General features: G+C 41.1%; 13 protein-coding genes and 1 pseudogene. All 14 read right to left on the bottom strand.

The genetic code is table 11. The features are described from left to right. Nucleotides 1-60: 60 nt before the first annotated feature. The gene (locus VF500_RS15075; RefSeq protein ID WP_330860455.1) at nt 61-1,122 is read right to left on the bottom strand and encodes a glycosyltransferase; all 1,062 of its coding nucleotides are present in this window, start codon (nt 1,120-1,122) and stop codon (nt 61-63) included. Between the two features lie 25 nt (nt 1,123-1,147). Beyond that, nucleotides 1,148-2,377 carry an O-antigen ligase family protein gene (locus VF500_RS15070; protein ID WP_330860454.1) on the bottom strand — a complete coding sequence of 410 codons (1,230 nt, stop codon included), beginning with the start codon at nt 2,375-2,377 and terminating at the stop codon, nt 1,148-1,150. Between the two features lie 18 nt (nt 2,378-2,395). Next, a complete protein-coding gene (locus VF500_RS15065; RefSeq protein WP_330860453.1) occupies nt 2,396-2,986 on the bottom strand; it encodes a sugar transferase in 591 nt (196 codons plus the stop codon). An 8-nt stretch (nt 2,987-2,994) separates the two neighbouring features. Further along, nucleotides 2,995-4,239 (bottom strand): DegT/DnrJ/EryC1/StrS family aminotransferase, encoded by a 1,245-nt coding sequence (locus VF500_RS15060; RefSeq protein WP_330860452.1) that lies wholly within the window; start codon nt 4,237-4,239, stop codon nt 2,995-2,997. A 17-nt stretch (nt 4,240-4,256) separates the two neighbouring features. After that, nucleotides 4,257-5,024, bottom strand: coding sequence for a DUF2334 domain-containing protein (locus VF500_RS15055; RefSeq protein ID WP_330860451.1), 768 nt, complete (start codon nt 5,022-5,024; stop codon nt 4,257-4,259). A gap of 20 nt (nt 5,025-5,044) precedes the next feature. Beyond that, on the bottom strand, nt 5,045-6,214 hold the full coding sequence (locus tag VF500_RS15050) for a glycosyltransferase family 4 protein (protein WP_330860450.1): 1,170 nt from the start codon (nt 6,212-6,214) through the stop codon (nt 5,045-5,047). Between the two features lie 22 nt (nt 6,215-6,236). Then, nucleotides 6,237-7,094 carry a glycosyltransferase family 2 protein gene (locus VF500_RS15045; protein ID WP_330860449.1) on the bottom strand — a complete coding sequence of 286 codons (858 nt, stop codon included), beginning with the start codon at nt 7,092-7,094 and terminating at the stop codon, nt 6,237-6,239. Continuing rightward, nucleotides 7,091-8,266 (bottom strand): DegT/DnrJ/EryC1/StrS family aminotransferase, encoded by a 1,176-nt coding sequence (locus VF500_RS15040; RefSeq protein ID WP_330860448.1) that lies wholly within the window; start codon nt 8,264-8,266, stop codon nt 7,091-7,093. The genes VF500_RS15045 and VF500_RS15040 overlap by 4 nt, the downstream gene beginning before the upstream one ends. Then, nucleotides 8,263-9,702, bottom strand: coding sequence for a lipopolysaccharide biosynthesis protein (locus VF500_RS15035; RefSeq protein ID WP_330860447.1), 1,440 nt, complete (start codon nt 9,700-9,702; stop codon nt 8,263-8,265). The genes VF500_RS15040 and VF500_RS15035 overlap by 4 nt, the downstream gene beginning before the upstream one ends. Before the next feature lie 5 nt (nt 9,703-9,707). Continuing rightward, entirely contained in the window at nt 9,708-11,006 is a 1,299-nt protein-coding gene (locus VF500_RS15030) for a nucleotide sugar dehydrogenase (RefSeq protein WP_330860446.1), read from the bottom strand. Continuing rightward, the gene (locus VF500_RS15025; protein WP_330860445.1) at nt 10,996-11,559 is read right to left on the bottom strand and encodes a UpxY family transcription antiterminator; all 564 of its coding nucleotides are present in this window, start codon (nt 11,557-11,559) and stop codon (nt 10,996-10,998) included. Before VF500_RS15025 ends, VF500_RS15030 begins: the two co-directional genes overlap by 11 nt. Nucleotides 11,560-12,187: 628 nt before the next feature. Beyond that, the gene (locus VF500_RS15020; protein ID WP_330860444.1) at nt 12,188-14,500 is read right to left on the bottom strand and encodes a GumC family protein; all 2,313 of its coding nucleotides are present in this window, start codon (nt 14,498-14,500) and stop codon (nt 12,188-12,190) included. Nucleotides 14,501-14,534: 34 nt separating this feature from the next. Beyond that, nucleotides 14,535-15,203: a polysaccharide biosynthesis/export family protein gene (locus VF500_RS15015; protein ID WP_330860443.1), complete on the bottom strand. Its 669-nt coding sequence runs from the start codon at nt 15,201-15,203 to the stop codon at nt 14,535-14,537. A gap of 402 nt (nt 15,204-15,605) precedes the next feature. Beyond that, nucleotides 15,606-15,802: pseudogene (locus VF500_RS15010) on the bottom strand (glutamine--fructose-6-phosphate aminotransferase); the annotation flags it as partial.

The raw sequence follows: 15,802 nt of genomic DNA, 5'->3' as shown, positions 1-15,802 counted from the left end.
ATCCCACTGTTGATCCATAAATGCCGCACATACAAAAAAGGTAATAGGTTAATGGTTTGTTTAATTAGCAAGCAGCGTTTCGTATGCCTGGCCTATTTTATTAAGCCCAAAGCGTTCAATAATATCTGCTTTGATGTTAGGATGCTGCCAGGTTTGATTGCATGCACGAATAATTTGGTGGCGTAACTCACACAGATCGTTCTGCTCGGCTATAAAGCCGTTAAAACCTTCCCTTATCAGTTCATTTACCCCACCAACCCTGAAAGTAACAACGGGAACCCCTACAGATAAAGATTCAAGCACCACATTGGGGAAGCCCTCGGTAAAGGAGCTTAAAACCAATAGATCATGCCTGGATATAACCTCTGCAACATTGTTGATCTCGCCGGTAAATACCACGCGGTTTTTAATACCAATATTTTCTACTTCTGCTTTTAATGTGTTCATCAATGGGCCATCGCCGGCAATAGTTAAAACATAGTTTTGAGGCAGTGCTTTCATTACTTCCAACAAGCGGAATAGCCCTTTCTCTTTGATAAGCCGGTTAACGGCAATAAGCCTTTTTAAGCCGGAGATCTGATTTTGAGGTTTTAATAAGGGTGTTGTAATAACCGGGTTATGAATAACAATAAGCTTATTTAGGCTGATATTATATAATTTGGCTATTGATTGCCTCATTTCTTCCGACTGGCAAACAATGGAGTTAAACCTTACAAATAAAAAGCGGGAAAAGTAATTGTAAAAGCGGGCCTTAAATCCATAAAACTGCTTCATTTGCTGCGGGTTGTTGGATGCCCTTGCTATTAAATTAGGTATTTGAACAAATATAGAAACCAGCGCTACCAGAATATTAATATGATCGGTAGTGGAGAAAACGGCGTAAGGTTTTTCATCTTTCAGCAGTTTGTGAAGCTTGAAAAATGAACGCGAAGCTTTTATGGTTTTCAGATCTACAAACTTGATGCCTGCTATTTCTGTCGAGAAACTGCATTCGTTTCCGTTCAGCAGTACTACAACTACCTCATAATCGGGTTTATTGAAATATTGGGACAACAACCAGTAAACGCGCTCAGAACCACCTGCACCAAGCGAACTAAGGACAAGGAAAATCTTCTTTCTCATTATAGCTAAAAATTAGGATCAAGTTTTAAGCGACTGCTAATTCTTCCTGCACCGGTTCGGCCTCTATTATTGGATCTTTGAGTTTGTTATAGTGTAATACGGCGAAATAAATGAATATTGTAGGCCCGTCAACACTCATTAACCATCCGTTGTGTGATAGTGCGTTTAAGGAGAGTGCTATAAAGGTGAAAAATATAGCCACGTAAATTGCACTGCCTTTTTGTTTTATGTTTTTGATGGTTTGCCAAAACAGGCGGACGGTTTTATAATATATTGCCCACAGTATGCCCAACCCCAAAAAAGGACCAAGTACGGTTATAAACATCAGGTAGGCGTTGTGCGATGATAAACCGAATGTAAACATGGGGTTGCGGTAAGTTACCTCGTCCCAGGTTTTACCATAAAATATAAGGCCGAAAGGATAATCGGCAAATATTTTAAGGTTTTCGGCCGCCATATTGACCCTGTTAAAATCATTGGCTTCTTTAGCCTGGTTTTTGGATAAGATGTTGTTTTTATCATCCATATTATCCTTTAACACATAAGTATATAAACTAAAACATATGAGCACCGTTGATGCAACCAGGAAAACCGCTTTGTAGCGATAATAAATGAACAAGAACAAGGTGACAGCAACACCGAAACTTATAAATGCCGACCTGTTCATGCCAAGATAAATGCAAACAACGCAGGCCGCCAAAACCAAACCCCTCACTATCAGATATTGCCCGGTGGTGCATGACGCTATGAATACAAATGTGGTAATTGCCACAACCTGGTATCCAAAGTTAAATTGGGTTACGGCCAAACCGGCAGGGCTTTGTTTCACAGGTTCGCCAAGTAACATACCCCTGATCGGGTCAATAGTACTGGCCATGCTGTGATCCAATATCATGATGATCATAGAGCCCGCCAGGAGGAAAAAAAACATCAATATTGAAGAATAGTAGCGCGCTTTATTTGAACCTACAAAATAATTAAAGTATAACGAGCACGGTATTATGGTAAGGAGTATGGCAAAAAAGGTGATATAATTGCTCATACCTACAACCTGGTATAAAAAAACACCTGCAAGAAAAAGCATCAGCTCGTTGTAATAACCGAAATCCAATAATGGTTTTTGCACAAAAAACAGCAGCATGCAAAAAATTACGGGTGCGGGGATCCTCAAAGTATCTGTCATGAAAATGTCAAAGGCAAGTGTATACAGATAGAAGAACATTAAACTATAAAAGAGGGTCTTTTTAAGCAGCATAATAAAATGAAATTGATACTATTGAAAAATCCGTTTTATTGTAGATAGTATTATTTTGACGTCCATTAAAATGCCCTGGTTGTCAATGTATTCGAGGTTCTTGCTGATCTTTGACGGAACAATTACATTGATATACATTGCTTCAGGATCTTCACTGCTGGCCAGAATGTCGTTTTCATTAAAGTATTTGATAGATGCCCAGTCAGTCACCCCTGGTTTTACGCTCAATACCCGCAGCTGGGCCGGAGTATACAGGTTTACGTATTTACGTACTTCGGGACGGGGGCCAACAAAACTCATATCGCCTTTTAGCACATTCAGCAGTTGCGGCAGCTCATCAAGCTTGTATTTCCTGAGCCAGTAGCCAACACCAGTGATCCGGTAATCTTTACTGCCTATAGTTAATAATCCGGCCCTGTCTGAGTCTGTATACATGGTGCGGAATTTGAAGAGTTTAAACTCATCTCCATCTTTCCCAACCCGGGCTTGTTTATAAAATGCGCCCCCTCTTGAGTTAATTTTAATAGCGATGGCTATCAACAGAAACAAAGGGAACAAAACTATCAGCGCTATAAGCGAAAAGGTAATATCAAAAAGCCGTTTAAGCATAGTGGTATTTATAATTCAACTTTTGCGGGCTCTTTATACGCTTCCAACACTGCATTAACCGAGTTTACGACGGTTGTGATGATGAAATCTATCTGCTCGTCAGAAAGTTGCGGATAAATAGGTAGCGAGATCTCATTTGCATAAAGCGAATAGGCTGATGGATACTGCTCAATTTCGTAACCCAGATCTTTAAAAAGGGTTAACATAGGCAGCGGGGTAAAATGCACGTTAGCCATGATCCCTTCAGCCATGATCATATCCATGATCTGATCGCGCTGGGCTTCTGATATACCTTTTATGCGCAAGGCAAACAAGTGATATGATGATTCCCTTTGTTCATTTTTTAACGACGGTTCAATAAACCAATCCATTGCTTTAAAGCTTTCGCAATACATTGCTGCAACACGTTTGCGCATGGGGAGCAGCCTGTCGTCATAACTTTTTAGCTGACCAAGACCTATCGCCGCGCAAATGTCGGGCATATTGATCTTGAGGCCCATAAACAGGATATCGTATTTCCAGCCGCCGCCGTTACTTTTTGTAAAAGCATCTTTGGTTTGGCCATTTAAAGTGTACAGTTTCAGGTAACGGTATTCATCTGCTGCGTTGAAATTTGCAGGCAGATTAATACAGATACAACCGCCTTCGGCCGTAGTAACGTTCTTTACTGCATGGAATGAAAATATGGAAACATCGCTATACTTTGATGCCGGTAACTCATTTATGGTTGCTCCAATTGAGTGCGCAGCATCGGCAATTAAAAGGATCCTGCCTAAGATCTTTTGTTTCGGGCTTTCAGCGACAAACAGCTTTTTAGTTTCCGGTTTATTGATAACGTCGTTTAACTCTTCATAATCGCAGGGCCAACCGGCTATATCAACAGCAATAATAGCTTTGGTTTTTGGGGTTATGGCTTTGATAACTGCCTCTGCAGAAATGCAGCAATCGTTATCAACGTCAACAATAACCGGCGTAGCACCGCAGTGCAATACGCTTAATGCGGTTGCGCAATAGGTATAAGCTGGGATAATAACTTCATCACCTTCTTTTATGCCAAACCATTTCAGCATCAGGATGGCTCCGGATGTCCATGAGTTTACACAAACGGCTGCATCAGAAGCTGTAAGCTGTTTCATTTGCTGTTCAAGGGCGGCTACTTTTGGGCCGGTGGTTATCCAGCCCGAGTTAAGCGTATCCATAACCTCGTTTATAACAGCCTGGTCAATGTATGGCGGTGCAAAAGGAATTTTCATATCAGGTTTAAATAATTTCAGTTTCCGGCGGGGATCCGTTCCATAAAAGCGATCAGTTTTTGAGCATAATCGCGGGCTAATCTTTTATAAATGCTATATTTTTCGAAAATGGCATTTGCCATGGTGTAGTTTGAAAATTCCAGACTATCCAGCGATACAAAAAGGTGGTGGTTTCTTTCTATAAAATGCTCAAGCTCATTAAATGCTTTGGCCGGGCAGGTTTCGGGATGGTAATTGAATGTCCAGGTATGTTTTGTTTTTTGTTCAACTTCCGATAGTTGAACAGGCACCCAATTAAACCCAAACCTTATATAAGGTGATCTGAGCAGGCCATCGCTAATTATTTTAATATTGGTATACTCCTGCAATGCTAATAGTGTATTACGATCGAAGGTATGTGCCGGAGCGATAAACACAGATGGGTGAATGTTTTCGCGCTTGAAAATCTCCGATGCTTTCCTTATTTTTTCTTTTTGAGTTTGCAATGGCACGCCGGCAAATTCCGATCTGTTATTCATTTTCAGCAACCCGGAGTTGTGATTGATGTAATAATGATCAAAGCCGTGCATGCCTATCACGTAATTTTTACTTTGAAGTTCGCGCACCAGTTGCCAGTAATAGGGGTTAAAATTACCACAAGCCTGAAGTTTAGGATCTTTATTGGCGGGTATAACAGCTATTATTGGTTTTATGTCATACCTGTCGAACAAGGTAAAGAAGCGTTCCCATTTGGGAAGATTATTTGTTGGGCACAAATCATCTAAACGAATTAAATACCGTAACATAATATCAGTTTGATAGGGGGTTACAAAGCTGGTTGGCTGCTTGTTAATTGAGCGGGAACCGCCGATGAAGCAGCATGTTTCTTGATCAAAGCCTCCCATTCGCCCAGTATTTTATCCGGGTGATTGGTTTGTGATATGATGCGCGCTTTAGTTCCAAGTTCATTTCTTAAAACCTCATCGCCGGCCAAACGCCGCATGGCATCAGCTAAACTATTTATTGATCCTTTGTTTACCAATAGCCCATTTTCGTTATTGGCAATGATCTCGGAAGGGCCAAAATTGCAATCCAGGGCTATAGAAGGGCACCCAAAGCTCATGGCCTCAACCAACGCGTTGGGATAGCCTTCATTGCGCGATGGCAATACATACATTTCGGCCTGGCTGTAATAGTCCTGAAGGTTGTTCCGGCTGCCGGGTAACAATATCCGTTCTTTTAATCCGAGGTTAAAGATCTGGGCAACCAGGTTTGCGCGTTCTTCGCCATCGCCAATAATGATCAGGTCGATATCCGAGAGACCGGTTTTTGCGTAAGCCTCAATGAGGATGTCAAAACCTTTTACATAAGCCAGCCGGCCAACAGCTAAAATGAACCTGCGGTTATGTACCTTTTCGTCCGATGATGGCTGAAAAAGGGTAACTGCGTTTGTAATGCGCTGAATATTGGTGAGGGCTTTAAAATCTTTATCTTTAAGCAGGCAGTCTTCAACACCTTTAGCACTTACCACTACTGCTGCTGCCTTTTTATACAGGCTCAAAGCCAGGTGCTTATGTAAGTAATTAAAGCTGTTGACGCTCCTGTCTGGCGATGTGCGCTCCGAAACGATATAGGGCACGCGCGTTAGCCAACAGGTGATCCCGGTCCAGATATTGGCTGATGTAATGAATGATAAAGCGCAAGCCGGTTTTTCTGTACGTAACAGCTTTATAAGCTTAAAAAATGTTTCGGAAATATGATATACTCTGTCTATAAATCTGCTTTTCTGGCGGTCTGTTAAGTAAAATACTTTAACGTCCTTTTCAATTTCATATGCCGGAACATCATTGTTTAAGGAAATAAGTACCGATTGAAAATTGTTTCTGTTAAAATAATTAGCAAGCGATATGATAACTCTTTCTGCTCCTCCGCCTTTAAGCGAAGGGATAATGAAAAACAGAACGGGTTTTGAATAGGGGGCGGCTTGTATTTTCATGTTGGAGTTAATGCCCTGTCAGTTAAAGCAGGTATTTTAGTGTATCGTAAGCTTTGCGAAACCGTTTGTTTTGTAATTCAAATAGCAGATAGCGTTTAATATAAAGCAGCAGGAGCTTTTTTTTGGCAATGGCCGAATAAGTGAAGTTTTTTATGATCAGATTGAAATCGCTTATAACCATTTCCATTCGTGCTTTTGCATTGATCATGCTCCACACACCGCCTTCATGGGTACGGTAACAACTCATTACCTCGGGTATCACATAGATCTTTCCGCCGGTGTTTTGAGTAGCCCATAGTTTAAACATTTTATCGCCGGCAAAACATTCAAAAAACCATGGTGTAGAAAACAGTTGTACTGTTTCGGGAATGTTACGATAAACCACAGTTGCCGTTTTTGTTTCTTCCTGTTTCCCGGCCAACAAATCAGCATAGGTATGTACCAGCGGCGTTGGATTAGGATGTACATACAGCGTTTTATTGCTGGAGTTTATTACTTTATGATAGTGACAGCATATGACGAAATCGGCATTGTTTTCTAAAAAGTCAACCTGTTTTTGCAGCTTATATTCGTTTATCCAGTAATCGTCGCCCTCGCAAAGTGCTATATACTTACCCCTGCATTGTGTAATACAATTAATTAAGTTTTTATGCGTGCCCTGGTTGGTTGGGGAGGCTACAAGCTTGATCCTGCCGGGATAGGTTTCCGAATAAAAATTAATTATTGATTGTGTTTTATCTGTGGAGCAATCGTCGCCAATGATGATCTCAAACTTAAAGTTGGTTTTTTGCATCAAAAAGCTTCGGATAGCTTCGGCTATAAATTTTTCATGGTTGTAAGTAATACAGCAAATACTAACCATTATCTCTTCACCATTCATACTGATCCATTTACATTCACAGCTGTTACGTTTATTTCAGATTCAATTTTATCGGTAACCAGGGTGCCAAAATGTTTCGGCTTAAAGTCGTTGTCGAAGTTTTGTGCGCGGAGCAGCAACCTGCAAATAAGGTCGAGATCTGAAAGTGAAAGTGTATGGTACAGCGGGAGGCAAACCACCCGCGATGCTATAGAATCGCAAACTGGCATTGGCTGTTTTTTTACGTATGGCAATGATGACAGTGAAGGGTAAAAGTACCGCCTGCAGTAGATCTGGGCCAGTTCAAGTTTCGCTTTGCTCTGATGCATTAATGCTTCAGTTTCAAAAACTATAGGAAAGTAGGCGTAGTTATAATCCTGCTCATTTTCAAGTTTTTGGAACTGAACATTCAAATTGCCCAGGCGTTGCAGGTATTGTTCATATAAATACTTCCTTTTTTTAAGGATCTCGTCAACATGGCGCAGGTTGCATAAGCCCATTGCTGCGTGAAACTCGCTGTTTTTTGCATTGATACCCTCTTCAGAGAAAGTATCAACCCCCGAATATCCAAAATTGCGCATTAGGGCCATGGTTCTTAAAAGTTCCGGATCCTGAGTAAATACGGCACCGCCTTCAATAGTGTGGTATAATTTGGTTGAGTGAAAGCTGGTTACGCTGATGTCGCCATATTCAAATACAGAACGGTTTTTATAAAATGTACCAAAACAGTGTGCCGCATCATAGATCACCTTGAGGTTATGCTTATCGGCAATAGCTTGTATAGCAGTTATATCGCAGGGATTACCAAATACATGGGTTGCCAAAATAGCTGATGTTCTTGGGGTGATAGCAGCCTCGATCTTAGTTGGGTCGATATTAAGCGTTCCTGGATCGATATCCACGAATACCGGTTCGCAGCCCTGCCATACAATAGTGCTGGTAGTGGCAACAAATGAAAACGGTGTTGTGATGATCTCCCCGCTTAAATTAAGCGCTTTAATAGCCAGTTGTAAAGCTATTGTACCGTTTGTAACAAACAGCATATGGCTAACACCGAGGTATTGCTTTAACTTTAACTCAAGGGTGTTTACAAGAGGGCCATTGTTGGTGAGCCATTGTCTTTCCCAAATACTTTTAACATAAGCTCTGAACTCCTTTTCGGCGGGGAGAAATGGTTTGGTTACAGGAATCATCTTTTTAGGATTAATTGGTTAAAATCTTTAATAGCAGAAAGCTTAATTAGCATACTGGCACCATAATAAACCACAGTGAATACTATGAGTAATATGCCAATTTGCATAGTAGGGATGAAAAAATCGTTGATCAGCAACTTATCAAGAAAATAACAACAGAGGCCAATGCTTCCGGCTAATGCTACTGTTGGTAAAATATCTTTTACCTGTTCGGTAACCGGGTAGTTAATTAAACGCCCGCTGTAAATGGAATTGATGTAGTAGGCTATCACGTTAAAAAACAACTGGAAGTACAGTAAACCATAAATACCGAAGGGAATAAAGCACAGTATGCCGATGACGCTCAAAACCTTTTTAATTACTTCTAACCTTAAAAACAGTGCGCTTTGTCCCATCACTTTTAACACATTTAAGTTGTATGAGTGCAATGGGTACATAATGCCGCCTATACACAATAACTGAAAAATCGGCACAGCGGGCAGCCATTTGTCTGTTAGCAGGATATGAAACAGTGGCTTGGCAATGATACAGAGCATGATGAGCGCCGGAGCATTCCAGAATACTACTTGCTGCATGAGCCTTTTGTAAACGTTTTTTAACTGCACAGGATCGTTTGATATTTCTGCGAACATTGGGTAGGTAACTTTATTTATAGCTGCCGATATATTGCTGATGGGCAGTTGGCTTATCGAGTCGGCCCGGCTGTAGTAGCCAAGCTGAGCAGCCGAAAAAAACTTACCTATGATGATCAGGTAGATATTTTGATAAACAGTATCAATTAAACCTGATAGCGTCATTTTGTAGCCAAAGTGGATATGTTTTTTAAAGCACGCTTTATCAAATATCAACGCCGGCCTCCAGTCTGAAGTGATCCAGTGTATGGCTGTTGATAAAAAGGATGTGCATAATCCCATCCAAACAAGGCTCCAAACGCCGTATCCTGATTTTGCGAGTATAATGCCTAATATGCCGCCGCCAATGGCCGAAGGGATTTGAATGTTAGTTTGTTTTTTAAATTTCAAGTCCTTGACCAGAAGTGTGCTTTGTACTCCAAAAAAAGCGTTTATGATCAAAATTAAAGTGTATACACGTACTACTGAAGTTAATAGCGGTTGATGATAAAAAGCTGCAATGAGCGGTGCTGTTAAAAAGAGTAATAAGTAAAGGATGCTACTACCGATGATATTAAAATAGAATACGGTTGAATAATCGCGCTGGTTGGCATCGGTAGTACGGATCAGTGAAGCTGTAAGGCCACCATCCAAAAGGCTGTTACCTACTGAAATAAAAAGCGACAGCATAGCTAACAAACCGAATTGCGATGGCTCCAGGATCCGCGCCAAAAATATGGATATGCCAAAGCTTACTATCTTTGAACTTAGTTGCTGCCACAGCGCCCATACTATGCCTGATACGGCTCTTTGTTTATAACTCATAGTTTTTAAAGCCGGGCGTTAACAACATCTTCAGGTAAAAAGGCCTTCAAATCGTACAATACTGCATTGGGTTTGCAAAGCGCTTTTACATTCATTTCTCTAAACTCTTCATGGGCAACTGCAAGTAAAACCCCATCATAGGTGCGGGTTTTTGATTCTCCGTTTTCGCAGATGATGCCGTATTCTTTTTGGGCATGTGCCGCGTTGGCCCAGGGGTCATGGATGTGTACTTTCACCTTATACTCCTTCAATCGTTTTACGATATCAATTACCCGGGTATTCCTTACATCGGGGCAGTTTTCTTTAAAGGTGAAGCCGAGTATCAGTACTTCGCTATCGGTTATTGAAGTGCCACGGCAAATCATCTGCTTAATAAACTGATCGGCAACATAGCCACCCATCGAGTCATTAATACGCCGGCCGGCCAAAATAATTTCGGGGTGATAACCGGCCTCCTGGGCTTTTTGAGCCAGGTAATAAGGATCGACACCAATACAATGCCCGCCAACAAGGCCTGGTCTGAAATTTAGAAAGTTCCATTTGGTACCGGCGGCTTCCAATACTTTATGTGTATCAATACCCAGCTTGTTAAAGATCATGGCCAGTTCGTTTACAAACGCGATGTTGATATCGCGTTGCGCATTTTCAATTACCTTGGCAGCTTCAGCTACCTTTATTGAATGGGCTTTAAACGTGCCGGCAGTAATAACTGACCGGTAAAGCTTATCAACTGTTTCGGCAGTTGCGGGGGTTGATCCTGATGTGATCTTCCTGATCTTTGATACGGTATGTAATTTGTCGCCCGGATTGATCCGTTCAGGCGAATAGCCTGCAAAAAAATCGACATTATAGGTAAGCCCGGATACTTTTTCTAAAATAGGCATACACTCATCCTCTGTTACCCCGGGATATACGGTTGATTCGTACACCACAATATCATCCTTCTTTAAAACCTTCCCAACAACCCTGCTCGCGCTTATAAGGGGAGAAAGGTCTGGCCGGTTGTTTTTATCAACAGGGGTTGGCACTGTTACAATGTATATGCTACACTGCCTTAGTTTTTCAACTTCATCAGTAACATATAACCCGGTTGCGGTTGTGCAAACGGGGGTAATCACTGCGTTCAGTTGTTCGGAGTCGATCTCCAGGGTGTGGTCGATGCCTGATTTGAGCTCATTAATGCGATTTAAATTAATGTCAAAGCCAATGACCTTGTATTTTTTCGCAAATTCAACTGCCAGGGGCAGGCCTACATAACCGAGACCGATAATGCCTAATTTAGGTTGATAATTCTCAATTTTCATGATTTTCACTGATGTTATGAACTGATAAGTTTTGGATTGAAATGCGTGTTACTAAAGCGCAATTGATGGTTTCAAAAACCATTAATACATTTTTACCCTGTATCTGCAGCACTTTACCCATTTGATTTACAAGAGCGCCATCTTTTATTTTAACAGTATCACCAATAGCGAGATTTTGCAGGTTCACAATTTCCATGTCCTTGTAGTGTATCAGGTTTGTCCTGATCTCATCAATCACGTTGTCTCTCACTACGGCGGGTTTGCCCATATAGTAAACAAAACCTAATACGCCCATTACATAGAGTGCCCTTGATTGCTCATAGGCATCAACATGAACAAATACGTAGGAACTAAACAGGGGGACACTGATCTCCTTTTTCCTGTCCGACCATTGATTGACTACATCTCTGACCGGGCAATAGCATTCAATGCCATTTTGCTTTAAAAGCTTGTCCACCTTTTTTTCCCATCGGGGCTTGGTGTAAATTACAAGCCATTTTTTTTCACGATAGTTTGTCATGCGAAATTGCGGTGCTCTTAATTGGGTTTCCATAAAATGAATAAAGTTGGATCGGGATAATGACGGTCTACTATAGCTTCGCCAACTCACTCACACAGGCTGGGTGATGATTGTTTATGCAGAGGTATAGTATTTGAAAATTATTAACCTGGTTTTCTGGTTTTTAACAGCCTCAGCCCGCGTCGGCTGTGGCTCCGCCAATCCAGTCACATGGTTAGGCGGTTAATAAAAACACTTGAACTATATGGTTAATACTCCCGGTTTTATCCGGTTATTTGGTTTATCACAGCTACAGCTTAGGCTGCCTGTGGCTCCGCCATCCCAGTCACATGGTATAGCGGCAATTGAAAAATAGTTGAACTAATGGTTTACAATTACATTTTCGGTTTTACCAGTTTTATTGGTGAAATAGCCAATAACTTACGGTGTCCGTGGCTCCGCCAATCCAGTCACATGGTTAGGCGGTAAGTAAAAAATAGTCGAACTCGGTTTATAATAACACTCCGGTTTTGCCCGGTAAATTGGTTTATAACAGTTGCAACTTACGTTGCTTGCGGCTCCGCCCATCCAGTCACATGGAGCCTCACATTTAAAAAAAACAGCCGAACTAAAAATTTATAATAAATAGTATAACCTTATGCTAATGTGAAAACGATAGCTATCAGCTGCCATATGCAGATGCATATCCATAGCCGCCATAGGCATAAGCCTGCCGGTTTTCTTTCTTCGCATCGTTAAACACTACCATCAGGTTCTTTAGTTTATCATTATCATAAATATCTCTCAGGATACTCAATTGCTCAGTGTTAGTATAATTGTAACGTACAATATAAATGCTCAATTCTGCGTATTTAGCCAGGCTAAAAGCATCAGCAACAGCACCCACCGGCGAGGTATCAAGTACGATATAGTCAAACTCGGTTTTACACCAGCTAAACAGCAGGTCGAGCCGTTTATCGGCCAGCATTTCGGCGGGGTTTATGGTCTTTGTTCCGCTTCCCATTACAAACAGATTGTCTGATTCGTTGTAAGGTTGTACACATTCGGCAGGCGAATTAACATCACCGGTCAGGAAGTCGTTAATCCCCATGGTTTGCTCCATGTTGATGTTTTTAAGTAAATCGGGCTTGCGCAGGTCAAACTCCATAATTAATACCCGTTTATTGAGCATAGCCAGCGTTAAGCCGAGATTGATGCTGAAAAAGGTTTTGCCTTCGCCCTTCATTGACGATGTAACCAGCATGGTTTTATGTTGTGTTCCCTGGTTCAGGAAACCAATATTACTCCTGATGTACCTGAACAGTTCTGAGATATTGGTATTGCTTCCATTTGATATTACTACGGAGTTTTTATCTTCATAATTGTGACATAACTCGCCCAGGATCTTTACACCTTTTATATTCAGCAAGCTTGACTGATCCTTGATTTTCAGGCTAAATTTATCCTTCAGGAAGATGAATACACCCGGTATAAACAAGCCTGCTATAATGGCGAATAAATACGTAAGCTGTTGTTTAGGAAATTCGGCTATAGGGTTAGCGGCAGGCTTATCAATCAATTGCGATGACGGAATGGTAGCCGACAGAGACAAAGCTGTTTCCTCTCTTTTTTGCAACAGATATTGATATAAATTGGTTTTTACACCCTGTTCCCTGCTGCGTTGTAACAAGCCCCGTTCAATTGAAGGAACCGAGCGGATGCGGGAATCGTACTGGGCAGAATTTTCTCTGAGTAAGTCGTGGCCTATGGAGAACCCCTTTTTAATGTTGCTCAGGTTTTCCATGATATTTACGCGAAGTGTGGCTATCTGGCTGCTCAGGTTTTGAACAAGCGGGTTGGCAAGGTTGGCGCTGCTCAGCATGCGGTTCCTTTCCAATTGCAAATCGTTGAAACGGCTAACCAATGTGTTTAATGCCGGATCTTTTAATCCCATGGTGCTGGGTACAGCATTATATTGGTTAGCCGAGTTTTTTAAATACGCTTCAATGGATTTCACTATACCCAATTGAGTGTTTGATTCTTCAATTAACTGATTGTACTCGGCAGATTTTGTCAGATTTACCTGTGTGCTTGCGCTGATCTCGGCAGCTCCATTCCTTTGTTTGAAAGTTTCGATGTCACTTTCAGTATATGACAGGTCCTGCTCTAAATCATGAAGCCGTTTATCAATAAATAATATGGTATTTACTGCGGTAACGTTTTTCTTAACAACATTTTCGGCGTTGTAAGTGGATATGATATTGTTCAGGATATCAACGCCTCTTTCGGGCACGGCATCAACCAGGGCTAAGGTTAATGTGTTTGATTCTTTAATAACCGGGTTAACCTGCAGCAATCCGGCACTGTAAGCTGCCGCCAGCCTGGTCAGGTTTTTAAATTGGATGAGGATAGGGGTTTCAGCTTCAGCACGGGCCGGGCCTTTTTCTACTTTAAATGCATAATCATTATGATCAATCATTTGGTTGTAGTTATAGATCCATGTTTTATTTTCTTCTTTAAGCAAAAATTTGTCTTGTGTATACGGTTGGATGTATAACTTTTTAGCATATGCTGTTTTGCCGAGCCTTTGTATAGTGACATTAAAAGGCCGCTCATCGCCATAAAGTTCTTTGGTTGTGATGCCGCTTTCATCAAAGTAGGCGGTTTCCAGGTTGAGTTTTTTGAACACCTTATAGATGAGGTCTTTTGAGCGCAGCACTTCCATTTCATTATCTACCGTTTTGGTTTCCTGAAACATGTTCAGATCGCTGAATGCGGTAGCTTTTAATATACCGTCGCCTTTTTTATCGTCGGGTATCTGGAGGGTACTTGTTATTTTATACAAAGGGGTAACATAGTTTAAGTATGCCCAGGCCGCTGCTAAGCAGATAACCATGCTAATCAGGAATAAATACCAGCCACTTAAATAAGGCATAATGTTGCTCCTGAACTTGTTGCCTGGTAAAGGCTCCCTTAAAATAAAATTGCTATCCATATCAACCAATGTTAGGTATCTTTAAAACTGTATTTTATCTTTTTAAAAGTACTGCTGCCAATACCGCCAGTGCCGAAATTGAGGCTACAATTATTGGCGCTAAGCGTGTGTTTTGGCTATACTCAACCGCTTTTGACTTATCTGGCTCTACATACACAATGTCATTTTGCTTTAGGTTGAAATAAGGTGAATCCATTGATTCAATCTTATTCAGGTTAAGCCGGTTCATTGTTCTGCGCCCGTTTTCGGTACGGATCACCAGTACATTTTCTCTTTTCCCGTAAACGGTCATATCTCCCGCCATGCCTAATGCTTCAAGTAAGTTTACATTCTCATCGCTTATCGTAAATGTTGATGGTCTGTTAACCTCGCCTATTACACTTATTTTGAAGTTCAGAAGCTGGATATCAACTACCGGACTTTTAACAAATGCGGCTAATTTTTTGGCTATTTCAACCTGGGCTTCCTCTACGGTTTGCCCTTCAATTTTATAGTCGCCTACTAATGGTAAATTCACAAAACCATTTTCATTTACCTTGTATCCGGTTCGGGTTAACGGAACACCTGATCCCACATTCTTGTTGCCATTAAACAATAGGTTTGATTCGGGATTTAAGCTGTTAACGGTAACACTCAAAATGTCCTTTTGATGAATGATCACTGCCCCGCCTATATTGTTATTTACAGCGCCTGTATTTGCCATGTTGCTGAAATAAACGAGATTACGACTCCCGGCACAGCCTGTTAGTAATAGTAGTGCTGCAATGAAACAGTATGTATTAATTTTTTTCATCATCAATAGTTTAAAGAGTTTAGGGAACTATTTGAACTGGTTTATTTGGTTAATCAAATTTATCTATTTGGGTAACGATAGTATACGATTTTAGTCGATTGCCACTTTTTTGTAAACCTGTATCTTAGTCTTTACAGAACATGTAAAGCGGTAAAGCAGACATGTGTAAAGGGTTGAGAAAAAAGTGTCTTGTTTACGGTATTTAAGCTGTATTTTCCTGTTATAAGGGTTACAACCCAAGAGAGTAATGCATAAAAAAAGCAGGTTTTCAGGCCTGCTTTTTTTGTGTTTGTTGGGATTAATTGTTACAAATTATTCTACCGTAACTGACTTGGCCAGGTTACGGGGCTGATCAACATTACAGCCCCGTTTTACGGCTATATGATAGGCAAGAAGTTGTAGTGGGATAGTAGCCAGCAGTGGTAAAAATGCTTCGTCGGCATCGGGGATCTCAATGCAGTAATCGGCCATATTTTTTACTTTGACATCGCCCTGGGTAACAATAGCTA

The organism is Mucilaginibacter sp. (genome assembly GCF_036383575.1).
GTDB lineage: Bacteria > Bacteroidota > Bacteroidia > Sphingobacteriales > Sphingobacteriaceae > Mucilaginibacter.
The sequence above is the reverse complement of the archived record's forward strand: the minus strand, read 5'-3'. Positions and strand labels throughout refer to the sequence as shown.